This window comes from Planctobacterium sp. R6, assembly GCF_055755215.1.
On sequence record NZ_JBVTQY010000039.1, the window covers coordinates 18,118 to 42,938 of the forward strand.

Sequence of the window (24,821 nt, forward strand, 5' to 3'; positions counted from 1 at the left end):
TGTCAAACCATGATTCACATTGAGCTTTTTTTTGCCCAATTTTCGATCGACCCGGATATTCAATCAACCTTTGCCGAGTATAGTTATGTTTCTAAAGTCACTGCTTCGTCTGATTACCGTTTCTGCACTCCTGTCACCAGTCGTTAATGCTGATGTAATACACGTTAATCAGCATGGATTTATCATCGAAAACAAAGTGCAAACGGATGCTTCGCCGCAGCAAGCATGGCGAGCAATGATAGATAACGTTGGGCAATGGTGGCCGGCCGATCACACCTGGTGGGGCAAAGCCGAAAATCTATCCATCGATGAACAGGCCGGCGGTTGCTTTTGTGAAACCGCCGGTAATAATTCCGCCGAGCACATGCGCATCAGCTTTGTGGATCAATACACCCTGTTGCGTATGACTGGCGGACTAGGGCCACTGCAGAGTATGGGTATGCACGGTGCATTGGACTGGAGCTTTGAGCAAAACGAGCAAGGTCAAACACAAATTACCCTCAAATATACCGTCAGCGGCATCAATCCTGGCGGTTACGACACGCTGGCACCCATAGTCGATAAAGTGCAGGCGCAACAGTTGGGCGGGTTAGCGGAATTTCTCAATCCACCGGAATGAAAAACAGTTTTTTAGCGCAATTGCCAGATTCCTCTACAAATCACAAAATAAATCCGTCATTTCACTACGAAGGCTCTAATTAACGGTTGTTCCACAGGTATCGACTATTGTATTCTTGCAGTAATTTTATCACTCGGAAAATGAATACCGAGACTGCAGAAAAAGTTGTATTAAACGGAACCCTGAATGACCTCAGAATATAGTCCTCAAGAAATCGAATCCAACGTTCAACACTACTGGCAAGAAAACCAATCATTCAAAGCCACAGAAGATGACAGTAAAGAAAAGTTCTACTGTCTCTCTATGTTCCCCTATCCCAGTGGTCGCCTGCACATGGGTCACGTTCGTAATTACACCATCGGTGACGTGATTAGCCGCTATCAGAGAATGCAGGGTAAAAACGTACTGCAACCCATTGGCTGGGATGCGTTTGGTTTACCGGCTGAAAATGCAGCCATTCAAAATAAAACGGCTCCGGCAAAATGGACCTACGCCAATATTGATTACATGAAGCAACAGTTGCTATCTCTGGGCTTTGGTTATGATTGGGACCGCGAACTGGCCACCTGCAAAAAAGAATATTATCAGTGGGAACAATGGTTTTTCACTCGGTTGTATGAAAAAGGCCTGGTTTATCGCAAAAACTCTACGGTTAACTGGGACCCCGTGGACCAGACTGTACTGGCCAATGAGCAGGTTATCGACGGCCGTGGCTGGCGCTCCGGTGCATTAGTTGAACAAAAAGAAATTCCTCAGTGGTTTATTAAAATTACGGCTTACGCACAAGAACTGCTGGATGAGCTGGACAACATGGAAGGATGGCCTGAACAGGTTAAAGCCATGCAGCGCAACTGGATTGGTCGTTCCGAAGGTGTAGAAATGACCTTCAAGGTGGCCGATTCTGACGAGTCCTTTGATATCTACACCACCCGCCCAGATACCTTAATGGGTGTAACTTACGTGGCACTTGCTGCGCAGCATCCGTTGGCGCTGGAAGCCGCAAAAAACAATGCAGAACTTGCGGCGTTCATTGATGAATGTAAAAACACCAAGGTGGCGGAAGCGGATTTAGCCACCATGGAGAAAAAAGGCTGTGCCACCGGGTTAATGGCAGAGCATCCCATTACCGGTGATTTAGTGCCTGTATGGGTGGCTAACTTCGTATTGATGGATTACGGCTCCGGTGCCGTAATGGCCGTACCTGGTCACGACCAAAGAGACTGGGAATTTGCCACTAAATACGCTTTGAATATCACCCAGGTTATTGCCCCTGTCGGCGAAGACAGCTGTGACCTGAATAAATCGGCTTACACTGAAAAGGGTTTGCTGATCAATTCTGGTAAGTTCGATGGTCTGGACAGCGAAGCGGCCTTTAAAGCCATCGCGGATGATTTAATCGCCGCAGGTAAAGGCCAGATAAAAGTAAACTTCCGGTTACGTGACTGGGGTGTGTCCCGTCAGCGTTATTGGGGTGCGCCGATTCCGATGATCAACCTGGAAGATGGCACTTCAGTACCCGTACCACCAGAACAACTGCCGGTTGAGTTACCGGAAGATGTGCAAATGGATGGCGTAACCTCGCCCATCAAAGCGGATCCTGAGTGGCGTAAAGTGCAAATTCAGGGTCAACAAGCAGAACGTGAAACGGATACCTTCGATACCTTCATGGAATCCAGCTGGTATTATGCAAAATACAGCTCGCCATCTGCTGAGCAAATGTTAAACCCCGAAGAAGCTAACCATTGGTTGCCAGTAGATCAGTATATCGGTGGTATCGAACATGCAATTTTGCACCTGTTGTACGCCCGCTTCTTCCATAAGTTATTGCGCGATGAAGGATTAGTTAATTCTAGCGAACCTTTCACCCGTCTGTTATGCCAGGGCATGGTACTCGCCGATTCTTTCCGTCGTAAAGACGAAAAAGGCGGTGATATCTGGTTTAACCCAGCTGACGTAGAAGTACAGCGTGATGAAAAAGGTCGCATCACGGCAGCCATATTGAAATCTGACGGTCAACCGGTAGAACACTGTGGTATGACCAAGATGTCCAAATCCAAGAACAATGGTGTTGATCCGCAATCCGTTATTGAATTGTACGGTGCCGACACTATTCGTTTGTTCACCATGTTCGCCGCGCCACCAGAGCAAACCCTGGAATGGGTTGACTCTGCGGTAGATGGTGCCCATCGATTCCTGAAACGTTTCTGGCGTTATGTCACAGAAAACATGGCTCAGGGCGAAGTGGAAGCACTGGATATCAGCAGCCTGAATGGTCAACAAAAAGCGTTGCGCCGCGATCTGCATAAAACCATCGCCAAGGTGTCTGACGACATTAATCGTCGTCAAACCTTTAACACTGCCATCGCAGCCATTATGGAGCTGTTAAATACGGCACAAAAAGCACCACAAGATTCTGCGCAGGACAGAGCTATCGCACGTGAAGTCGCGGTTGCCATGACTCAGATGCTAAACCCCATTACACCACACATCTGCCATGAGCTATGGCAGATTTTGGGCCACAACTCAGACATTGAAACCGCTGGCTGGCCGTTAGCTGATGAAAGCGCCATGGTTGAAGATGAAAAACTGATTGTGGTGCAGGTGAATGGCAAGGTCAGGGCAAAAATTACCGTTGCCGCGGACGCCGCCAAAGAATCCGTTGAAGCGGAAGGCCTTGCCCATGAAAACGTGAAAAACTTTACCGAAGGTAAAACCATTCGCAAGGTGATTTACGTTCCAGGTAAACTACTGAACATTGTGGCTAACTAGTGTCCAGAAGAATGTCTAAAGCCACGATTTTGGCGGGAATCGTAGTCGCAATCACTCTGATGAGTGGTTGTGGCTTTAAATTGCGCAATGACTTTCAGATAGCGGATCAATTCCAAAAAGTCAGAGTGCAAAACGCTACGCAAAAATCGCCACTCACCGATGTATTGATTAGGCGCCTGGCCGTGTATTCTGCCGAAGTAATAAATCAAACACATCCCAAAGAGCATCATCAGTTTCAGGTACCGACACTGTTTATTTTGCCGGAAAAGCTGGAACGACGCCTGTTGTCTCTGTTCCCAACTGGACAGGTTGCTGAATACGAACTCATTTATTTTTGCCAATACCAGGTACAAATGCCCAGTGGTGATATTCGGGACTTTGAATTTCAGCTTACCCGGGAATATCAGGATGATCCCGACCAGGTACTGGCTAAATCACGGGAACTGGACCTGATACTGGCCGAAATGCGTCGCCAGGCTGCAGATCGCATCATTCGTCAACTTAGCAAGACTGACAATCAAAACTGATGCAGATTTATCCCAATCAATTTGCACAACATCTGAATAAGTCTTTACCTAACACCGTTTTGGTGTTTGGTGAAGAACCACAGCAAAAAATGGAAGCTCTGCAACGGGTGAGAGACAAAGCCCAGACAGAGGGCTTTACTGAGCGCCACAGTTTGGTGGCCGATGCTCAATTTGAATGGCAGCATCTGATAGACGCGTTCCAAAGCATGAGTCTGTTTGCTGAGAGACAACTCATTGAACTGGAAATCCCCACCGGTAAACCCGGCACTGAAGGGGCAAAAACCTTACTAGAGATCAGCGAAAAAGCTAACCCGGATATTGTCTTAGTCGTTCACGGAGGCAAAATCGGCAAAGACGTACAAAACACCAAATGGTTTAAAGCCCTTGATAAACAAGGCGTGTACCTGCCCTGTTTTCAACCAGAAGGCAACCGCCTTACACAGTGGGTTAATGATAAGTTGCGGGAACACAGTATTCAGAACACACCGGATTTGGTGAGTTTTTTCTGTGATTTTTTTGAGGGTAATCTGATAGCCGCTGTACAGGAAATGGAAAAGCTGAAGTTGCTGTTTCCGGATGGCCAGATCTCCCGCCAGGATATTTCCGGCATGGTGTCTGAGCAGTCCAGATACAATGTTTTTCAGCTCACCGATACACTACTGGCCGGTGATGCCCAACGATGTATTAAACTACTCACCCGGCTGGAAAGTGAAGGTATTGAACCCACCATTATTTGCTGGGCACTGACCCGGGAATGGCAAGTCCTGGATTCACTGACCCGTGCGCAACAGGCATCTCAACCTGTGGATCGGGTGTTTAGCAGTCACCGTATCTGGAAAAACAAGCAGTCCTTGTACCTCAACGTGGCCCGCAGATTAACCCCAAAACAACTGGATGAAATACGCGATAAATTATCCGCTTTTGATATCGCAATAAAAAGTAGTGCAGTACAACGTCCCTATGTAGAACTGTGCCACTTATGCCTGCTCTTTGTTCCTATGGCGTTGAGCGGGATTCAACTGGAATACCACTGATGACTCAGACGCAAACGGGCTAAATCAGGAAAACGTTTTACCGGCAAAGTTTTAATGACGTTATTTTATAAGGCTTTGCAGGGTGAATGACTTATACTTAATACGATTGTAGAAAATGTGCAGGAGAAAAATTGGAGCACGAAGAACTTAAACGTTTTGTGAAAGACAAAATCGAAGATGTAAAAGGCAGAGACATTATTGACATTGATGTTACCGGCAAAAGCTCGGTTACCGATACCATGCTGATTTGCTCGGGTAACTCTAAACGTCATGTCGTATCAATCGCACAAAATCTGGTGCAACAAAGCAAACAAATAGGTGAAAAGCCACTGAATGTCCAGGGTCAGGACACTGGTGAGTGGGTGCTTATTGATTACGGTGATGTGGTTGTGCATGTCATGCAGGACGAAACCCGCGATCATTATCAATTAGAGAAGATTTGGAACTAAGCCTTTACAATGCAGATTAATGTCGTTGCCGTTGGCAACAAAATGCCTGACTGGGTTAGCCGGGGCGTTGAAGAATACTTACGCCGAATGCCACCCGATTATCGGGTTTCTTTTACTGAAATCACACCAGGAAAGCGCACCAAAAATGCAGATATCGCCCGAATTCTGCAAAAGGAAGGTGAACTTATTCAAAACGTGATCCCCAAAGGAAATCGCGTTATTGCTCTTGAGGTCACAGGTGCAGCCTGGGACACCCACAAGCTGGCTCAAAATATGGAAAAATGGCAACTGGACGGACGAAATGTTAGCCTGATGATTGGTGGTCCGGAAGGTTTATCGCAAGATTGTTTGAACCTTGCGGAACAAAAGTGGTCTCTATCTCCATTGACACTACCTCACCCCCTGGTTCGAGTCATCGTGGCGGAAAGCTTATTTCGGGGTTGGTCGCTAAATAATAATCATCCATACCATAGAGAGTAAATAATGGCGCCAAAGCGCGTAGTCATACGGGACCATTCCGCAGAAGCCAATCTGTTTGCGCGACGCTCCTTCATCGCTCTGATCATCATTACCATGATGGCGTCCGCTTTACTGTTTAATCTATACCACTTACAGGTAACACGCTACGACGATTATCAAACCCGCTCTAACGGCAATCGTATAAAAGTACTCCCTGTAGCTCCAAACAGAGGCCTTATCTACGATCGCAATGGCGTGCTGCTGGCAGAAAACAGGCCCGTGTTTAGCCTGCAGTTAGTGCCCAATGAAATCAAAAACTTGGAACAAACCGTCACTGAATTGGCGCAACTTTTAAATATTTCTGACAGCGATGTAGAGGATTTTTATAAAGACTATCGCGGTCAACGGCGATTTAAACCTGTAACCCTGTTGAACAGATTGAGTAAACAGAGTGTGGCGCAATTCTCTGCCCATCAACATCGTTTTCCGGGCGTATCAATCGAAGCCCGACTGACCCGCTACTATCCGCATGGCGACACGCTGACCCATGTACTGGGTTACGTCTCAAAAATTAATCAAAAAGATTTAAAGAAACTTCAGGAAGCCGGTCAGGAAGCAAACTATGCAGCCACATACGACATCGGCAAATTGGGCATTGAGAAATATCACGAGTCGTTGTTGCACGGTCAGGTGGGCTCTCAGGAAGTCGAAGTGAATAATCAGGGGCGAATTATCCGCACATTGAACTTTGTCCCGCCAGTGCCAGGCAAAGACATCACGGTCAACATCGATGTCGAAATGCAAAAAGTCGCGCAGCAGGCCTTAGCCGGTAATCGCGGCGCGGTGGTGGTACTGGATGCGCGCGATGGCGGAGTGCTGACCTTGTATAGTAATCCGGCCTATGATCCCAACCTATTTGTACATGGTATCAGTCGTAAGAACTACAGCGCATTGCTGAATTCTGCCGATAAGCCGCTTATCAACCGCGCCACACAAGGTCAATATCCTCCGGCCTCAACAGTAAAACCACACCTGGCCCTGCTGGGACTGGAGAACAAACACATCAGATTAGATACACAAATCTTTGATCGCGGTGTCTTTACCCTCAAAAATGTCACCCATAAATGGCGCGACTGGTTATCCTGGGGGCATGGCCATGTCAACGTCACTGATGCGATAGAACAATCCTGCGATACCTTCTTTTACGATCTGGCCTACCGTATGGGCATTGATGAAATCAGTGGTTACATGGCTCAGTTTGGTTTTGGTGAATACTCCGGATTAGATCTTTACGAAGAATCCAGCGCTATTTTACCTTCGCGAGGCTGGAAAAAAGCCCGTATGGGGGAGCCCTGGTATATGGGTGACACCATTGTTGTAGGCATTGGTCAGGGGCCCTGGACGGCAACACCGGTGCAACTGGCCAGTTCAGTTACGGCGCTGGTTAACCATGGCACCCGTTACGTTCCGCAGATCTTCCGGGGTATACATCAGGAAGGACAAACGGTTGTGGCGGAACCTAAAATCCGGGAGCCCATCGAAGTTGCAGATATGACTAATTGGCACATTGTTCTGGATGCCATGTATGGTGTAAACCACAGAGAAAAAGGCACAGGTCGCAATTCCTTTAAGAACACCAGTTACCTGTCTGCCGGTAAAACCGGTACTGCTCAGTTGGTATCCATCGCTCAGGGCGAAAAATACGATGCGGAAAAATTAGACGAACGTCATCGCGACAATGCCATGTACGTAGGTTTTGCCCCCTACGACGATCCGGAAATTGTGGTTGCCGTTGCGCTGGAAAATGCCGGTAGTGGCAGTGCTCAGGCAGGGCCAATCGCCAGAATGATCATGGACCAGTATTTTGGTGAAGGTAACGCCACCCTGGCGCAAAACAGGAATAACTAACAATGAATTCTGAAAAAATGGACGCCAGAAATCAGTCGTTCCTGTATAAACTTCATCTGGATGGGCCATTGTTATTGGGTTTATTAACCCTGATGATAGTGGGTCTGTTTACCATCTATTCTGCGGGTGGACAAGACTGGGATCTGGTGCAGCGCCAGATAATTCGGCTTGGACTGGCCACAACAGTGATGTTTTTGTTAGCGCAGGTCTCTCCTACTGTGTTCCGCCGACTTTCGGTGTATGTCTATATCGTTGGTGTATTGCTACTGGTGGCCGTTCTGGTGATCGGGGTAACCGGTAAAGGTGCGCAGCGCTGGTTAGATTTAGGTTTTTTCCGCTTCCAACCTTCAGAACTGTTAAAGCTGGCCGTACCCATGATGGTAGCCTGGTATATCGGCCGTAAAGATCTGCCGCCGCGCACTCTCAATGTTTTAGCGGCATTAGTTTTAGTGGTCACGCCCACATTACTGATTGCCAAACAACCCGATTTAGGTACCTCATTGCTGATCGCAAGCTCGGGCATTTTTGCCATATTTCTGGCCGGTATACGCTGGAAATTACTCAGCTTCTTTGCCGTCGCAGTATCGGCATTTACGCCCATTTTGTGGTTCTTTTTAATGAAGGATTATCAAAAACAGCGGGTTTTAACTTTTCTGAATCCCGAATCTGACCCCTTGGGTTCAGGTTATCACATCATTCAGTCCAAAATTGCCATTGGCTCAGGTGGCATGGAAGGTAAAGGCTGGCTACAGGGCACGCAATCACAACTGGAGTTTTTACCGGAACGCCACACGGATTTTATTTTTTCTGTGTTTAGCGAAGAATTTGGGTTTCTTGGTGTCATATTATTGATTTGCCTGTATTTATTTATAGTGTCCAGGGGCATGTATATCGCCATGAGAGCACAGGAAGCATACAGTAAATTACTGGCAGGCAGTATCACCCTTACCTTCTTCGTTTACGTGTTTGTGAATATGGGCATGGTATCCGGAATATTGCCGGTTGTTGGTGTGCCATTGCCTTTAGTGAGTTATGGTGGAACATCAATGGTGACATTAATGGCAGGATTTGGCATTCTTATGTCAGTGGCGACAAGGCGAAAGTTACTTTCGCGGGAATAATCGCCCAATAAAAATCAGACCAAAGCAATGCGGGATAACAACAATAACAAAATCCCCAGTAAACAGAGGCTATTGGCATGTGTGCGCTAAAAAAATCAATAAGGCAACTTAAGCTTGCCCTGTTCGGCTGTGTGTCATTGACTGCGGCCACCTTAAGTTATGCGGCTCCTCAGGAAAGCAACGATCCCGTTGCCACTGAACAGGAAGTAGAACAATTCATCACAGATACCATTGAGGAGTATGGGCTGGATGGCAAATTTGTCAGAGATACAGTTAACGCCGCCAGTATAAATTCCACAGTATTAGAAGCCATTGCCCGTCCCTGGGAAGCGAAACCCTGGTATCAGTACTATCCGATATTTTTAACCGAAAAACGCCTGGAACGCGGCCTCGCGTTTTGGCAAAAACACCAAAAAACGCTGGCCAGAGCAGAAGCTGAACTAGGCGTCCCGGCTCACATTATTGTCGCCATTATCGGTGTGGAAACGTTTTATGGTTCCTATACCGGCACCTATTCTGTTTTAGATGCCTTGTATTCGCTGGGTTTTCACTATCCACCTCGCGCAGCTTTCTTTAAGAAGGAGCTGGGCCAATATCTAAAGCTGGTAAGTGAAGAAGGCTGGGACCCACTGGCAGCCAGAGGCTCTTATGCGGGTGCCATGGGTTGGGGACAGTTTATCAGCTCCAGCTATCGCCATTACGCCATTGATTTTGACGGTGACAGTCAGCGAGACCTATTGAACAACCCCGTAGATGCAATTGGTAGTGTGGCCAATTACTTTAAACAACACAAATGGCAAACCGGCGAAGCTGTGGCTTTCAAAGCCAGTATCGGAAATGAGCAAGCGCTGGAACTGGTAGAAAGTGACTTAAGAATCAATCATAGCTGGAAAGAACTCTCTGAAGCCGGAGTTCTGTTACAAGATACTATCCAGCCATCACCCGATACCCCGGCAAAACTATTGGCTTTGGAGCTGGAAGAAGGAAAAGAGTATTGGGTAGTACTGGATAACTTCTATGTGATTACCCGCTACAACCATAGCCCGCTATATGCCATGGTGGTATTCAAACTCAGTGAACAACTCAGAGCAGCGATGCAGAGGCAGTGATATGGAACGCTTACTGGTCTTATCGTTAGCCCTGTTATTTACAGGCTGTGTGGCTACCGATCGCTACAGCCAAAAACACGATTCAGCCCCCCGGCAAACGCCGCTGGAGGTCAGCCTCAATGATGCACAACCACAATATGTGGAATATAAAGAGGCCAACAATCGTCCCTATACCGTGTTGGGCAGGCATTATTTCCCTATTCCGGAGGGCAAAGGTTACGAAGCTGAGGGCGAGGCATCCTGGTACGGCCAAAAGTTTCACGGCCACCTGACCGCGAATGGTGAAATTTACAATATGTATGACATGACAGCAGCGCATAAAACCCTGCCGCTGCCCTCTTTTGTAAAAGTCACGAATACCCAAAATAACAAAACTGCCATCGTTCGGGTGAATGATCGCGGGCCATTCCACAACAACCGAATTATCGACTTGTCGTGGGCGGCCGCAAAAAAACTGGATGTGCTGAAAACCGGTACGGCCCAGGTGAAACTGGAAGTCATTCACGTTGACGAAGCGGGCGTAGTGACCATTGGTAAAGTGCAGCAAACACCTTCAAAAACGCCGGAACAAAAAGGCACCTTTATTCAGGTTGCCGCGCTTTCAGACAGCCAGAAAGTGTCTGAACTGGCTAAGGGGTTAGCACAGCTTTATCAGGTACCCACTCATACGCCGGAAGCCGGAGGTGTGTTTCGTTTGAGGCTGGGTCCACTGAGCAGTGATATCGACCCGGAAAAATTATTGCAGGAATTAAGAAGCAGTGGTTTTTCTGAGGCTTATAAATTAGTGGCTGCAGACTGACACACAAATTTTAACGAATGGTTTTTTATTACGTCGTAGGGATCTGTTATATTACGGCGAATTTTCTCAGTCTCAACGGATGAGATCAAACAGCAACCTATAAAGTCGGATTGAAAATGTTAAGAAACAACAAGCTTTATTCTTTTGTTGCCGCTGTCGCGCTCTCTGTGAGTGCCATTTCAAACAGTATTGCAGCAGTCATTGTGCCTCCCGCCCCTGAGGTCAATGCCCAGGGTCACATTCTCCTGGATTATCAAACCGGGCACATTATTTCGGAACAAAATGCCGATATCAGACTGAATCCCGCCAGCCTGACTAAAATGATGACCTTATATGTTATCGGTCAGGAGTTAAATGCCGGGAATATTGCCCTGACCGATATGGTGACGATCTCCGAAAACGCCTGGGCTAAGAACTTCCCTGATTCATCTAAGATGTTTATCGAAGTAGGCACAGAGGTTTCCGTTGAAGACCTTATCCACGGCATTGTGGTGCAAAGTGGCAATGATGCTTGCGTTGCCATGGCTGAACATATTGCCGGAAGCGAATCTGCATTCGCCACCATGATGAACTCCTATGCCGCCAAACTAGGCATGAGTTCCACCAATTATGTGAACAGTCACGGACTGCACGACGAAAGCCACTACACCTCGCCGCGCGACATGTCGCTGTTGGCTAAAGCCCTGATCCGCGATGTGCCGGAAGCCTACAAATATTACTCAGTTAAAGAGTTTACCTATAACGGCATAAAGCAATACAACCGCAATAGTTTGTTGTGGGATCGCAGTATGAGTGTAGACGGCATTAAAACTGGCTACACATCCGATGCTGGTTACAGCCTTATTACCTCAGGTACACAGGATGATATGCGCTTGATCAGCGTGGTAATGGGAACGGAGAGCGAAAGAGCCCGCAAAGTTGAAAATAAAAAGTTATTAAAATACGGTTTCCGCTTCTTTGAAACCATAACGCCTTACACCGCAGGGGAAAGTTTTGTTTCCCATCGTATTTTTATGGGCGATCGCGATACCGTAGATTTAGGCATCACCGTAGATACCCCGATCACCATCCCCAGAGGCCAACGCAAAAACCTGCAGGCGAATTTTGAACTAAACAAAAAGCTTGAAGCACCGCTGGAAAAAGGCGAAGTAGTCGGCACCCTGTACCTGCAACTGGAAGGTGAAGACATTGCCGAGTATCCATTGGTTACGCTGCAGTCTGTCGCTGAAGGGGGCTTTTTTGATCGCATGACCGATTACATCAAGCTCAAACTAGGTATGGACAATTAAGATTCCACTTTTTGTCGCCCCGCCCGGGGCGACTCCCAGCGTTTATATATCTCATCCGATTACATTCAGGTATAATGACAGGCTATTTTGTTTTATTTGAGTAGAAGTCATGGATACGCGTTTTGATGAACTACTGGATTTTCCCTGCAACCAGACGTTTAAAGTTATGGGTGTGGCCGGGGAACAACTTCCGCTGGATGTAATTGCTTGTCTTCAGCAACACGCTCCGGGTGATTATCACCCAACGATTAAGCCCAGCTCTAAAGGTAATTATCATTCGGTTTCTGTCAGTGTCAGAGTCACCAGCAAAGAACACATGGAAACCATCTACACAGAATTGGGGAACCTGGAACTGGTCAGGGTTGTTTTGTAATTGATGATTGTCAGACAATTAGGAACACAAGATTACATTCCTATCTGGAATGCCATGCAGTCTTTCACCGACAACCGTGACAAAGACACGCCTGATGAAATCTGGTTGGTGGAACACAATCCGGTGTTTACGCAAGGTCAGGCCGGTAAAGAAGAGCATATCTTAGCCCCGGGTGATATTCCGATTGTGCAGGTAGATCGTGGTGGGCAAGTGACCTACCATGGCCCGGGTCAACAAATGATGTATATCTTATTAGATATTCGCAGGCTTAAAACCGGTGTCAGAGAGTTGGTTACTGCGCTGGAACAATGTATCGTCAACACCCTTAGCAAAGATGGTATTGAAGCCTATCCAAAGGCCGATGCACCTGGAGTATATGTTAACCAGCAGAAAGTCTGCTCAGTTGGATTGCGCATTCGCAAAGGCTGTTCATTTCACGGATTGGCGTTTAACGTTAATATGGACTTAGCACCCTTTCAGCGCATAAACCCTTGTGGTTATCAGGGACTGGAAATGACCGACAGTGCCCGATTAGGGGGCATAGCTAACATGCAAGACGCCGGCAAAGCCATTGTGCAAGCATTTTGTTCTTTACTGAACATTCAGGATTTACAATTTATAGAAGGTTTCAATGAGTAATGCTAAACCCGCTGCAGGTGTGAAACTGCGCGATGATGAAAAAGTAAAGCACATACCAATCACCATCATTCCGACCGAAAAGGCAGAGATGTTGCGCAAACCTGAGTGGATAAAAATTAAATTACCACGCACGACTGATCGCATAGAAAATATCAAAAAAACGCTGCGCGCCAATAAACTCCATTCGGTCTGTGAAGAAGCCAGTTGTCCTAATCTGGCTGAATGTTTTAATCACGGCACAGCCACCTTTATGATCCTGGGTGACATCTGTACCCGTCGCTGTCCATTTTGTGATGTTGCGCACGGTAAACCACTACCACCCAGTGCGGAAGAGCCGCTAAAACTGGCAAAAACCATCGCAGAAATGCAATTAAAATACGTGGTTATCACCTCTGTTGACAGAGATGATTTACGCGATGGTGGTGCTCAGCACTTTGTGGACTGTATCAACGCGATTCGCGAACACAGCCCAGCCACGAAAATAGAAGTACTGGTACCAGACTTCCGGGGCCGGATGGACCGCGCGCTGGAAATCTTTAAAGATGGCGCACCGGATGTGTTTAATCACAACCTGGAAACCATTCCGCGTTTGTATCGGGAATGTCGTCCCGGTGCAAATTATCAATGGTCACTGGACCTGTTAAAGAAATTTAAGGCGCAACACCCGGATGTTGCCACCAAGTCCGGACTGATGATGGGCATGGGTGAAGAGATCCCGGAAATTGAAGTGGTACTGGAAGACCTGCGCGCTCACGATGTGGACATGCTGACTCTGGGCCAATACCTGCAACCCAGTAAGCACCATTACCCGGTGAAGCGCTATGTGCACCCAGAAGAGTTTAATGCGCTTAAACGCAAGGCAGATGCACTTGGCTTTTTACATGCCGCCTGCGGTCCGCTGGTACGCTCCAGTTACCATGCTGATAAACAGGCTGCGGGTGAAGAAGTTAAATAAGCTCTCATAACTCTGCCTGTAACCTCTGAGAAAAATCCTTAGCATGAATGGCAAACTGCTCCAGCAGTTTGTCTTCTTCGGTTTCTGGTACCCAACGATCCACTTCCACGGTGCTCCCCTGCTCATCAATAGCCACAAACGAAATAATACAGGTACAGGTTTCCTGTAATTCCAGCTCTTTGGGATCGCCGGCATTCACCGTGATAAAAATATGCATACTGGTTTTACCGGTGTGTACAATTTTGGCATTCAGCACCACTTTTTGTCCCACCAGGATAGGCTTTTTAAAACGAATTCCTCCCACTGACACCGTGACACAGTAGCACCCACTCCATTGCGAAGCGCAGGCATAGCCAGCCTGATCCAGCCACTTCATTACCATTCCACCGTGTACTTTTCCACCGTAGTTGACATCGGTAGGCTCAGCCAGAAATCTAAAATCAATTTCGCGTTTATGTTGCATGTCCCAAACCTTATTTAACCTTGCTCACGTTTGTTATTCAGTATTGGTGAGAAGTATAAATTTAGCCAGGTATTGGTGATTTGATGCGTTTAATGCCATTCGTTGTATCGCCGCCACCACTTTTGGGCAGCAGGAACATTCCCCACTTGCTCCAGTGACTGGGCGATATCAAGAGCCGCTGTACGCAGATGTTGCCGGGATTGCAGTCGTTCAAGCCAGATAGCTTTGTATACTTCGGGAATGTAGCCGGTATCGTGGAACTCTAAAAAGGTTAATTTCGCAGAGAATTTATAGGCCTGCGCGCTGTGATTCTTACAGGTGTTCGCTTTTGAAAGCACCAGGTCTTGTGATAACCCTTGCCAATATTCCAGGGAAACATCCTCCAGAGTTTGCGATTCAGGTACCACGATCAGATTAGGGAACTGCTGTGCACCATCACAATAATAATGCGCAAACTGCTCACTTAACGGATATTCATCTACAAACCCCACAAAGTGCGCCAGTTCATGCACAAATACCGAGTATTTGTCAGCCAAATCGAGATACATCACGCCATTGACGACGTTGGCCTTTCCTTGTTTGGCAAAGACAGTCAGATGGGTGAAGTTGTCAGGCGTTAATACTTTATCCAGAAAATGCAACGGGCACTCAATACGGTAGTTGTTAACTGAGCGACTGCGGCAATTAAATTCGGCATCCTCAATCCAGACCGGGGGATTTAAACAAATCGGTAATGGCGCTAATTGCGCATCCTGAAGGAATGTTTGGTAGAACTGGTGTGCCTGTTTAATCGAATCCAGTGAGGTAGCAACAAACTGTAACTGCATAGTGCATTGTTGAGGTTCAACGGCCAGAACCTGAGTTTTTGCGGATTTGTTCCAGTAGCGCGCGATAAGATGGAGATAAGCTTCCGCCTCCGACGAACCCATTTTCGCAGCTTTATCCAGCCAGTTCCGCGCTTCCTGTCGATTGCGATTCCGCCAAAAATGTAGTGCCAGCGTGGTGGCTTCTTTGGCATCCTGCTGTGCCACTTTCTTTAACCAGGGTAGTGCACTGCTATAATCTTCATGAAACCAGTGCCACTGATATAAAGCCCGCTGCGCCGGAAAGTAATCCAGTTGCGCGGCTGCGTTGAGAAAATGAACTTTAGACTCAGGCGTGTTGTCATGTATGCCCAACTCAAACAATGCCGGGGCGTAGTCATGTTCTCCGGCCGCCATCAGGTGCATTCTTTTTTCTGACGGGCTCTCAGTGTTCATTGCCAGATAAAACCGCGCTTCCGGTATCTCGTTCTGCGCCAGTACCTTTACCCAGTGTTGGCTGCTGCTTTGTTCAGCTATTGCTAACAAATTATACGCAGCGCTTTGCTCGCCCAGTTTGAAAGCCGCATAATAGTTAACTTCGGGTTCAATACCCTGTTCGGCCCATGCCAAAAGCCGGGGCACGTAACTGCAACCGGAACCAAGCAATTGCCCACTTAACAGGATCAGAACAAGCAAATAAACTTTTGCTTTAAGAAAAAGAAGCAGCTTTGTAAAAATAACTCACGCCCGTTTTGAAATTAATTGAAATTCTGTTCGCGCAACAGATTTAACTCCAGGCGCGCATACCGGTGTTCAACATACTGATAAACATTCGTGCTGAGCGTTAGTTTGAAATAATTAGACGCTTTACCAAACTTGTCATTGGCAGAATGGTATTTGCCCAGATAAAAATAAGCTTCACAGAGTCTGTCCGTCAATTGCTCCTGAGAAGTCACCCCGTTCACCAGCACCGCTAACAGTTGATTTTCGGTAATCTTACCCAGATAAAAATCCACAATTTGTGTCGCCCAATTTTCATCACTGAGTTGCTCTCTCGCCAGCTGTAGCGTTTGCCCCGCTTTTTCTTTGTCTATTTCACGTTCAATGATGTAGTGCCACAAAGCACGATAGGGATCATGCCTGTCTTTCTGGTAAAACAGTGCCAGATCCTGTACCGCCAGCTCAGGACGTCCGCCGTAATACAAGGCAATGCCCCGGTTGAGCAAAGCAAAATCATGGTCTGGTTGAATTTCCAGGGTGGAATCAAAGGCGTCATAAGCCTGGATGAAATCACCATTTTGCGTATGGTGAATACCAATGAAATTATGCGCTTCAGCCATATCGGGTTTGAATTTCAGGGCGCTGTCAAAGTCGTATTGCGCTAAGCCTCTTAAACCGACGCTGTCATAGAGTGTGCCGCGTTGATAGAGTAATTCGGCGCGTTGTTCGTCGCTGATTTGCTCCACTTCGGTTAAGACCTGATTCAATCTGGCCAGCGCCATTTGGCTTCTGAAGCTGGCCGGGGCAGGCTCAGCTAACAGCAAGTTCCCCATTTGTCTGGGAGAGTCGTCCGTATCAACGACGGCGGTATTGACGGCACAACCAGATAAACTGAATAAAGCGACTAACAGGCCGCCTGGTAATAACAATCTGGATTTTAAAGTTTGCGCGATTCTTTTCATTATGTCCGGATACTTAGGATTTCTTTGATTGTTTAGCCTCGTAGGCCGCTAACTGCTCTGGTGTCGCGGGTAATTGGTGTTTATCCTTCCACTCAGAGTATGGCATGCCATAAACTATTTCTCTGGCCTGTTCATAATCTAACGCTATTCCCTCTTCAGCGGAGGCTTTAACATACCATTTTGACAAGCAATTTCGACAAAAATCAGCCAGAATCATTAAATCAATATTCTGTACTTCTTTATGATTATCTAAATGCGCCAGGAGTTGGCGGAACACTTTGGCTTCGATTTTGTCTTGAGAGGATTTATCCATATTTTTTCATATCCTGGAAGCATTAATATGTAACTAAAAATGGGAGCATAAGCTCCCATTTCAAGTAGTCATTGGCTGAATTAATTATTCAGCACTGTTGCCCTCTTCTGCCGGCTTCTCTTCAGCAGGTTGTGGCTTTTCCAGCAACTCTTTGATACTAAGGCGTACGCGGTTCTGACGGTCAATTTCCATAACCTTGACATCAACCATCTGGCCTTCTTTCAGGTAATCAGCAACCTTGTTAACGCGCTCGTGAGCGATTTGTGAAATGTGAACCAGGCCTTCTTTGCCAGGTAAAACTTCAACAAATGCACCGAAATCAACGATACGAGTTACTTTACCGTTGTAAACCTTACCCACTTCGATATCAGCCGTGATAGCTTCAATGTGCGCAATGGCTTTTTCAGCTTTGGCAAGTTCAGTCGCGAAAATCTTAATTGTGCCATCATCTTCAATCTCGATGTTACACTCAGACTCTTCAGTGATTTGGCGAATGGTAGCACCACCCTTACCAATCACGTCGCGGATCTTGTCTTGCTCAATCTTCATGGTGTAGATACGCGGTGCAAACTCAGACAGGTCTGTTCTGTGACCACCGATAGCCTGGTCCATTACGCCCAGAATGTGCAATCTTGCTTCTTTCGCTTGCTTAAGCGCGATCTGCATGATTTCTTTGGTGATACCTTCGATTTTGATATCCATCTGCAGTGCAGTGATACCCGCAGCTGTACCCGCTACTTTAAAGTCCATATCACCAAGGTGATCTTCATCGCCCAGGATGTCTGACAGAACCACAAAGTTTTCATCACCTTTAACCAGTCCCATCGCGATACCCGCAACAGACGCTTTAATAGGTACACCTGCATCCATCAATGCCAGCGAAGTACCACAGACAGACGCCATAGACGAAGAACCGTTTGATTCTGTGATCTCAGAAACCACACGTACCACATACGGGAATTCTTCGGCACTTGGCATAACAGCCTGAATACCGCGTTTTGCCAAACGACCATGACCAATTTCACGACGCTTAGGCGAACCCACCATGCCGGTTTCACCAACACAGTAAGGAGGGAAATTGTAATGCAACATGAAGCGGCTGTTAGAAACACCACTCAGTTCATCAATCATCTGTGCATCGCGTTCAGTACCCAGAGTGGCGGCAACAATTGCCTGAGTTTCACCACGGGTAAACAATGCTGAACCGTGAGTTCGAGGCAGAATACCAGTAGATACGTCAAGGGCACGAATCATTTGTGGATCACGACCATCGATACGTGGCTCACCCGCCAGAATGCGTGAACGCACTACGTCACTTTCCAGTTCGTGTAACAGTTCACGAACTTCTTTTTCGTCCAGCTCCGCATCAGCTTCAAGCAACGCCGCAGTGGCCTTTGCAGTGGTTGCATCAACCGCTGCCTTACGCTCAAGCTTGTCAGAAATCTGATAAGCCGCAGCCATTTCAGCTTCTGCAGCTGCTTTGATCTTGTCTTTTAACTCGGTATTTTCAACCGGTGGCTGCCAATCCCATGCAGGAGTATTCACTTCAGCAGCGAACTCGTTCACGGCATTCACAACGGCCTGCATTTCCTGGTGACCGTACATAACCGCACCAAGCATCACTTCTTCAGACAGCACAGCCGCTTCAGATTCAACCATCAGTACCGCATTAGACGTACCGGCTACTACCAGGTCTAACTGGCTGTTTTCTTGCTCAGAAGCCAGGGTATTCAGAACATATTGGTTATCCTGATAACCAACACGCGCAGCACCAATTGGGCCATTAAACGGGATACCTGAAATCGCAAGTGCGGCGGAAGTACCGATCATTGAAATGATATCAGTGGGAATTTCTGGATTAGCAGAAACAACCGTAATAATTACCTGAACATCGTTTTTAAAACCTTCCGGGAACAAAGGTCTGATTGGACGGTCGATCAACCGCGCAATAAGTGTTTCGTTTTCAGAGGGTCTGCCCTCTCTTTTGAAGAAACCGCCGGGGATCTTACCTGCCGCGTAGGCTTTTTCCTGGTAATTAACGGTTAAAGGGAAGAAATCCTGGTCAGCTTTCGCTTCTTTTTTACCAACAACAGTCACTAAAACTGCTGTGTCGTCCATGCTTGCCATTACGGCTGCTGTGGCCTGGCGAGCAATAACACCAGTTTCCAGCGTTACTGTATGTTTTCCATATTGGAATGTCTTTGTAATAGGAGTCACAATGTATCCTTTAATATCTTACTTTTACTTTCATTTTGCGGCGCACAGTATAGCTAGTGTTGTGCATTAAAAACAGTCAAAAAGACCAGTTTAGTGCATTTTTATTGCGCTGACAGAGTCACGGATTTGTAACAATTCCACTAGTTAACAAACAAACTGTCCAAATTGGCAGGTGAACCGGTATCTATAGCCTTTGGCGAAAGTTCATATCCGGACACAAAAATTTTACATGGCCGCGCTGCACAACTTAAACTACAAACACATCAGACATTCAGTACTCAATAATTCAATGCTAAAAACATTGGTTTTTATTTGCCTTATTTCAATCCCTGCGGTGGTGGCCGCTAATACGACACCATTTCAGCACGTCAAAAACGCTGTTTTCTGGCAGCAATTGTATACGGAAAAACATCACACCCTTTATTGCGCAATGTCCGACAACACTTCGCAAGATGTAACGGTTGGCCATGTATATCCCATGGCCTGGATGGCCAATGCCATGAATTGCCCATCGGAAAATCAATGTGAATATGCCCGATATAAGGAAGCCAGTGCCGACCTGCATAACCTGTGGCCGGTTGCGGAAAAATCATTGCAGCTCAGACAGCATTATTTGTTTATTGAAAGTGATAAAAACAGCGGCGAAGCCAATTACTGTAATTTCACGATTTTTGATAGGGGGATAGAGCCCAGAGAGTTTGCCAAAGGCGAAATTGCCCGCTCTATGCTTTACCTTATCTGGCAATACCAATTACCGGATTACGGACAGTTACCGCTGATGCTGAAGTGGCACAAAAGATACCGTCCAAACGCCGAAGAAACCTGGCGCAATGAACGCATCATGGCAATACAGGGCAAAGAAAACCCGTTTATTACTAATCCCGGCTTTGCTGATGAGGTATTTTCTGCTGTTACGGACCAGTAAAACCGAAATTTTTTGCAGGAGCAAAAAACGACATTGAGTCGAGAGTGTGCTGCTCTTTGCGTCACAATTTTGCAGCAAAAATCAGCACGCTCCACCATTTTGACTTAGGGTTTGGCCTCTACTGAAACGCCTTTACCTAATTCGCAGACACCTGAAACAAAGTTTTGTTGACTGTTACAGGTAGCGATCACCACGGGTATATCAGGATTAATCAACTGACTCTGCCAGGAACCATCAGCAGCCACAGACACGGACATGTAACCAAAAGACTGATAGTCCTCACCATTTAGTGTCAGGCTATCTGAGGTGCTGAGTACCAGCGCTTTTTCACCATCTACCTCAGTAGTATTTGCGCCATAAGGTGCCCCGGAAGACAGGCTCACACCACTGGATCCCACTACAATATTAGGAGGTCTTTTACTACCGGGAAAACTCACACTTTCAAAGCGATGCATATGACCTGTGAAAATCAACTCCACCGCCGAAGGCAATGTTTTAGACTTCTGTTGTTTTATGGCGGCTTGCATCATCTGGTTCACGCAACTGAATTCGCCTTTGCTCGTACAGGAAACTGCTTGTGAGGAAGGGCCCTCAACACCGTATATCGGGCGATGGGTCATCAGCCAGGCGGGGTTTCCTCCAACTTCATTCTCCAAATCACTAAACACTTTCTTATACTTTTGCGTAAACGGAGATTGACTGGAATTGTCGCAGGCATTGGCAGAGTCAATTACGGCAATATCCAGATGCTCAAAACTCACCACAAAATTTGGAATTTGCACTGTATTGTGTTCAGCGTCTTTACTGGCATCAGGAATAGGGCAACTGAGTTGTTTGCTGCCTGTCAGGCGGGTATTGTGATCTAAAAAGTAAAAATACCCCGGCCCTGCCCGACTGCACAATTCGTGATTACCACGCGCTACAATCCAGGGGGCGCTGGCCATCAGGTTGTCAGCCGGCAGAAATAAATCATCCAACCAGTTTTCCCAGATATCCGGTCGATTGGAATTACTCGCAGACTGACTCAGGAAACTTTGACCTGGTACCTGACCACAGTGCTGTCCCAACGATTCGCCATCGCCGGCATCATAGGTATATTCCTCTGATTGCTGCCACTTGCCGTCCTGATACCATGAGAAGGCAGTTTTTCCAGACGTGCCGCGATAATTAAAATCCCCCATATGCAAGACCAAATCTGCTTTTTCAGAGGCGCCTGCATCAGCCAAGGTTTTGAAAGGTTCCGCAGCAGTACCAGTGGCGCAATGGCTGCACCCGGTATCACCGTAAACCAGAATATTTTCCGGGTTTGACTTGGCTATGGGCAATTCCACAGCCCCAGTGGCAAAGTTGATTTGATAGCTTTTATCAAACTCAACTAGCGCTTCGCACACTAATACACTGAAATGATTAGGATTGTCCCGGGAGATCATGGTAATAGCTGAGTCACCCCCTACCTCTGAAACAGTCGGACAGGTTTCATTGATATTGATAACGGTGCGGGCAATGGCAATATCATCGCCGGAAGGAGCTTCCCCTAATATTACATAACTGCCGTAACTAGTGTCGGATGCAGTGGCATGGGCAGATACCAGCACGCCAAAAAGCATGACGACGATACCCAAAATAAAGCTGAATTTAACCTTGTTTCCTGTAGTGTTGTTTCGCATTGTGTTCCCTTAACCTTGTGTTTCAAAAAGGTATAGCAGGAAAACTGTCGAAGAGCGAAAAAATTTACCGCAATGGCTACTGCGTGTTGAATGAGTAAACCTGAAAAGAGTTGTCTTTTTCAATTGAGAGAATTTATTAAAGGGGCTGCTGCTGTTGACGGATTGTCTTATTGTGCATATCACATAGTTTCTCACCGCCATATACGAAAAAACCCGCTTGATGTGATAATTGTTGATTGAGTGTTAGGCATAGGAAATAGAGGATGAGGGATTACGAAATACATCCATGTATTTCGCCCTACGGGCCATCGCAAGCGACGTTCCAGATTGCTCCCGGCAATCTGGTCGAACCCTCCGGGTTCGGAATCCATTCAGCAACATATAAACAAAGAGGCCCTGCTCTTTCGAGCAGGGCCTCTTTGTTTATATGGCGGTGAGAGAGGGATTCGAACCCTCGTTAGGGGTTAACCTAAACACACTTTCCAGGCGTGCGCCTTCAGCCAGCTCAGCCATCTCACCTATTAACTTGTTTTATGTGACATACAAACTTCGGTGTTGTTTGCATGTCGGCGCACTACTCGTGCGCGTTACTCGTGCGCGTTACTCGTGCGCGTTACTCGTGCGCGTTACTCGTGCGCGTTACTCCGGCATCCTGCCTTCGCCCTTCGGGCCATGCTTCGCATGGTCTAATTTGTTCCTGACAAATTAGTCAGCCAAGGCACCTCAAAACAGGTGGCGTATGTTAGGGGTTTCAAAACACTGAATCAAGTAAAAATTGTGAAAATGTGACTTAAGTGGCGATTTAGCCACCTGTCACCATTAAAACCCACTAACCAGGGCCAGATTCCGCCCGTTTATCCTCTTTTTACTTGCGTGCTGTTGAAAAATTCAACATGCGATTTAAGGGTATCAACGCCTTTTCACGCAGTGCATCATCCACAAAAATTTCATGACCACTGGTGTCCGTGAGAGCACTTTCTATCGCTGCAAGACCATTCATCGCCATCCATGGGCAATGTGCACAACTTCTGCAGGTTGCCCCATTTCCGCCAGTTGGCGCTTCAATAAAGGTTTTACCCGGCGCAAACTGTTGCATTTTATAGAAAATCCCTTTGTCGGTAGCGACAATCAATTGCTGATTCGGTAGTTCTTGCGCAGCTTTAATTAATTGCGAAGTTGAGCCTACTGCGTCAGCCATCTCTACGACACTGGCCGGTGATTCCGGGTGTACCAGAATCGCAGCGTCCGGATAGACGTTTTTCATGTCTTGTAAGGCTTTTGCAGAGAACTCATCGTGCACAATACACTCCCCCTGCCACATCAATATATCCGCACCGGTTTGCTTCGCGATATAATTGCCAAGGTGTCTATCTGGTCCCCATAGAATCTTTTGTCCCTGGCTATCCAGATGTTCAACCACATCCAGTGCGATGCTGGATGTCACCACCCAATCGGCACGCGCTTTAACCGCTGCAGAGGTATTAGCATAAACCACAACCGTTCTGTCTGGGTGAGCAGAACAAAACTCATCAAACTCTTTTATCGGGCAACCCAGATCCAACGAGCAGGTCGCTTCCAGGGTCGGCATCAATACCGTTTTTTCAGGACTCAGAATCTTGGCAGTTTCACCCATGAACTTTACACCAGCCACGATTAAGGTGTTTTGCGCCGCATTTTTACCGTAACGAGCCATTTCCAATGAATCAGAAATAAACCCGCCGGTTTCCTCAGCCAATGCCTGAATTTCCGGGTCGGTGTAGTAATGAGCAATCAGAACGGCATTTTTCTCTTGCAACAAGGCTTTAATCCGTTGCTTATAGGCAGATTGCTGCACGTCGCTTAAAACGGCAGGTTTACCTGGAAAGGAATAATCGATATCTATTTTTGCCGGCTGCATATCAGACCACATCATGTTTCAAAAGGGTGCGGATTATACTAGAAACTATACGAAAGAGCAGCATCAACAGTTTATTTTTTAGTCATCTGTTATGACTTTCTGTTTTAACCATTACCCGGCTATATGCAGTGCAAATGCAAATATAGATCCGAAAATCATCGAATAACAGTGGTGAGCCATTGTGGATGGGTGAAGAGGGTGTTTACAGGACCAAAGGTCTGGCCCTCTGAACGACTGCACACGGATGTGCAGGCTGGACCGTATCACAAGGATGTTTGTTGCAATCGTATAATGCGACATCGGCTGTGCAAATCGTTCCCTACGATTTATCGAACGCGCTGGCTACTTAGGCTATCCCTGCCTTCGCCCTTCGGGCCGCACTTCGTGCGTTCAAGTTTGTTCCAGACAAACTTGTCTCATCCGGTACTCAACGAGTACTGAATAATTGCTTTCGGGGATTTTGATATATGCTGATGATTGAGTGGTGGGTCGTGCTGGGTGAAGGGCGTCTTGAGACGAGTGAGGGCCCGCAGCTCGGCTAGCCCTGAACGACTGCACACGGATGTGCAGGCTGGACCGTATCACAAGGATGTTTGATGCAATCGTATAATGCGACATCGGCTGTGCAAATCGTTCCCTACGATTTGTCGAACGCGCTGGTTCTCATCCGGCACTCAACGAGTACTGAATAATTGCTTTCGGGGATTTTGATATATGCTGATGATTGAGTGGTGGGTCGTGCTGGATTCGAACCAGCGACCAATTGATTAAAAGTCAACTGCTCTACCAACTGAGCTAACGACC

22 protein-coding genes and 1 tRNA gene are annotated in these 24,821 nt (G+C 46.9%); 15 read left to right on the forward strand and 8 right to left on the reverse strand.

What is annotated here, in order from left to right:
• Nucleotides 1-85 precede the first annotated feature (85 nt).
• The 14 genes from AC0J20_RS18900 to lipA all read left to right on the forward strand — a co-directional run bounded on the left by AC0J20_RS18900 (nt 86) and on the right by lipA (nt 14,050).
• On the forward strand, nt 86-619 hold the full coding sequence (locus AC0J20_RS18900) for an SRPBCC family protein (protein WP_473022927.1): 534 nt from the start codon (nt 86-88) through the stop codon (nt 617-619).
• A 186-nt stretch (nt 620-805) separates the two neighbouring features.
• Nucleotides 806-3,388 carry a leucine--tRNA ligase gene (gene leuS, locus AC0J20_RS18905; protein ID WP_229528860.1) on the forward strand — a complete coding sequence of 861 codons (2,583 nt, stop codon included), beginning with the start codon at nt 806-808 and terminating at the stop codon, nt 3,386-3,388.
• A gap of 11 nt (nt 3,389-3,399) precedes the next feature.
• Nucleotides 3,400-3,915, forward strand: coding sequence for an LPS-assembly lipoprotein LptE (locus AC0J20_RS18910; RefSeq protein WP_473022928.1), 516 nt, complete (start codon nt 3,400-3,402; stop codon nt 3,913-3,915).
• Entirely contained in the window at nt 3,915-4,949 is a 1,035-nt protein-coding gene (holA, locus tag AC0J20_RS18915; protein ID WP_229528858.1) for a DNA polymerase III subunit delta, read from the forward strand. The genes AC0J20_RS18910 and holA overlap by 1 nt, the downstream gene beginning before the upstream one ends.
• 131 nt (nt 4,950-5,080) lie before the next feature.
• Nucleotides 5,081-5,398, forward strand: a complete 318-nt coding sequence (rsfS, locus tag AC0J20_RS18920) for a ribosome silencing factor (protein WP_229528857.1) — start codon at nt 5,081-5,083, stop codon at nt 5,396-5,398.
• Nucleotides 5,399-5,407: 9 nt separating this feature from the next.
• Nucleotides 5,408-5,878, forward strand: coding sequence for a 23S rRNA (pseudouridine(1915)-N(3))-methyltransferase RlmH (rlmH, locus tag AC0J20_RS18925; RefSeq protein WP_473022929.1), 471 nt, complete (start codon nt 5,408-5,410; stop codon nt 5,876-5,878).
• A 3-nt stretch (nt 5,879-5,881) separates the two neighbouring features.
• Nucleotides 5,882-7,765 carry a penicillin-binding protein 2 gene (mrdA, locus tag AC0J20_RS18930; RefSeq protein ID WP_473022930.1) on the forward strand — a complete coding sequence of 628 codons (1,884 nt, stop codon included), beginning with the start codon at nt 5,882-5,884 and terminating at the stop codon, nt 7,763-7,765.
• A gap of 2 nt (nt 7,766-7,767) precedes the next feature.
• A complete protein-coding gene (rodA, locus tag AC0J20_RS18935; RefSeq protein WP_229528854.1) occupies nt 7,768-8,886 on the forward strand; it encodes a rod shape-determining protein RodA in 1,119 nt (372 codons plus the stop codon).
• A 77-nt stretch (nt 8,887-8,963) separates the two neighbouring features.
• A complete protein-coding gene (gene mltB, locus AC0J20_RS18940; RefSeq protein ID WP_473022931.1) occupies nt 8,964-9,995 on the forward strand; it encodes a lytic murein transglycosylase B in 1,032 nt (343 codons plus the stop codon).
• A gap of 1 nt (nt 9,996) precedes the next feature.
• Nucleotides 9,997-10,794, forward strand: coding sequence for a septal ring lytic transglycosylase RlpA family protein (locus tag AC0J20_RS18945; protein WP_473022932.1), 798 nt, complete (start codon nt 9,997-9,999; stop codon nt 10,792-10,794).
• Between the two features lie 116 nt (nt 10,795-10,910).
• Complete coding sequence (locus AC0J20_RS18950) at nt 10,911-12,083, forward strand: serine hydrolase (protein WP_229528851.1); 1,173 nt, start codon at nt 10,911-10,913, stop codon at nt 12,081-12,083.
• A gap of 109 nt (nt 12,084-12,192) precedes the next feature.
• Nucleotides 12,193-12,456 carry a DUF493 family protein YbeD gene (ybeD, locus tag AC0J20_RS18955; protein ID WP_229528850.1) on the forward strand — a complete coding sequence of 88 codons (264 nt, stop codon included), beginning with the start codon at nt 12,193-12,195 and terminating at the stop codon, nt 12,454-12,456.
• A gap of 3 nt (nt 12,457-12,459) precedes the next feature.
• Nucleotides 12,460-13,095, forward strand: a complete 636-nt coding sequence (gene lipB / locus AC0J20_RS18960) for a lipoyl(octanoyl) transferase LipB (RefSeq protein WP_229528849.1) — start codon at nt 12,460-12,462, stop codon at nt 13,093-13,095.
• Nucleotides 13,088-14,050 (forward strand): lipoyl synthase, encoded by a 963-nt coding sequence (gene lipA, locus AC0J20_RS18965; protein WP_473022933.1) that lies wholly within the window; start codon nt 13,088-13,090, stop codon nt 14,048-14,050. The genes lipB and lipA overlap by 8 nt, the downstream gene beginning before the upstream one ends.
• A gap of 4 nt (nt 14,051-14,054) precedes the next feature.
• Here the strand turns inward: lipA and AC0J20_RS18970 are convergent, their stop codons facing one another.
• The 5 genes from AC0J20_RS18970 to pnp form a co-directional block, all read right to left on the reverse strand.
• On the reverse strand, nt 14,055-14,513 hold the full coding sequence (locus AC0J20_RS18970) for an acyl-CoA thioesterase (protein WP_229528833.1): 459 nt from the start codon (nt 14,511-14,513) through the stop codon (nt 14,055-14,057).
• A gap of 89 nt (nt 14,514-14,602) precedes the next feature.
• Nucleotides 14,603-16,012 (reverse strand): SEL1-like repeat protein, encoded by a 1,410-nt coding sequence (locus tag AC0J20_RS18975; RefSeq protein ID WP_473022934.1) that lies wholly within the window; start codon nt 16,010-16,012, stop codon nt 14,603-14,605.
• Nucleotides 16,013-16,074: 62 nt separating this feature from the next.
• On the reverse strand, nt 16,075-16,998 hold the full coding sequence (gene nlpI, locus AC0J20_RS18980; protein ID WP_473022935.1) for a lipoprotein NlpI: 924 nt from the start codon (nt 16,996-16,998) through the stop codon (nt 16,075-16,077).
• A 13-nt stretch (nt 16,999-17,011) separates the two neighbouring features.
• Nucleotides 17,012-17,311, reverse strand: coding sequence for a DUF1244 domain-containing protein (locus AC0J20_RS18985; protein WP_229528830.1), 300 nt, complete (start codon nt 17,309-17,311; stop codon nt 17,012-17,014).
• Nucleotides 17,312-17,395: 84 nt separating this feature from the next.
• The gene (gene pnp / locus AC0J20_RS18990; protein WP_229528829.1) at nt 17,396-19,528 is read right to left on the reverse strand and encodes a polyribonucleotide nucleotidyltransferase; all 2,133 of its coding nucleotides are present in this window, start codon (nt 19,526-19,528) and stop codon (nt 17,396-17,398) included.
• A gap of 229 nt (nt 19,529-19,757) precedes the next feature.
• On the opposite strand from pnp, the gene AC0J20_RS18995 reads away from it, so the two are divergent.
• Complete coding sequence (locus AC0J20_RS18995) at nt 19,758-20,453, forward strand: endonuclease (protein WP_473022936.1); 696 nt, start codon at nt 19,758-19,760, stop codon at nt 20,451-20,453.
• Nucleotides 20,454-20,557: 104 nt separating this feature from the next.
• Here AC0J20_RS18995 and AC0J20_RS19000 read toward each other — a convergent pair whose 3' ends face one another.
• From AC0J20_RS19000 to nadA, 3 genes are all read right to left on the reverse strand, one after another.
• Nucleotides 20,558-22,120 carry a metallophosphoesterase gene (locus AC0J20_RS19000; RefSeq protein ID WP_473022937.1) on the reverse strand — a complete coding sequence of 521 codons (1,563 nt, stop codon included), beginning with the start codon at nt 22,118-22,120 and terminating at the stop codon, nt 20,558-20,560.
• Between the two features lie 428 nt (nt 22,121-22,548).
• Nucleotides 22,549-22,639: transfer RNA gene (locus AC0J20_RS19005), tRNA-Ser, on the reverse strand.
• 346 nt (nt 22,640-22,985) lie between these two features.
• Nucleotides 22,986-24,017, reverse strand: a complete 1,032-nt coding sequence (gene nadA / locus AC0J20_RS19010; protein ID WP_473022938.1) for a quinolinate synthase NadA — start codon at nt 24,015-24,017, stop codon at nt 22,986-22,988.
• Nucleotides 24,018-24,821 lie beyond the last annotated feature (804 nt).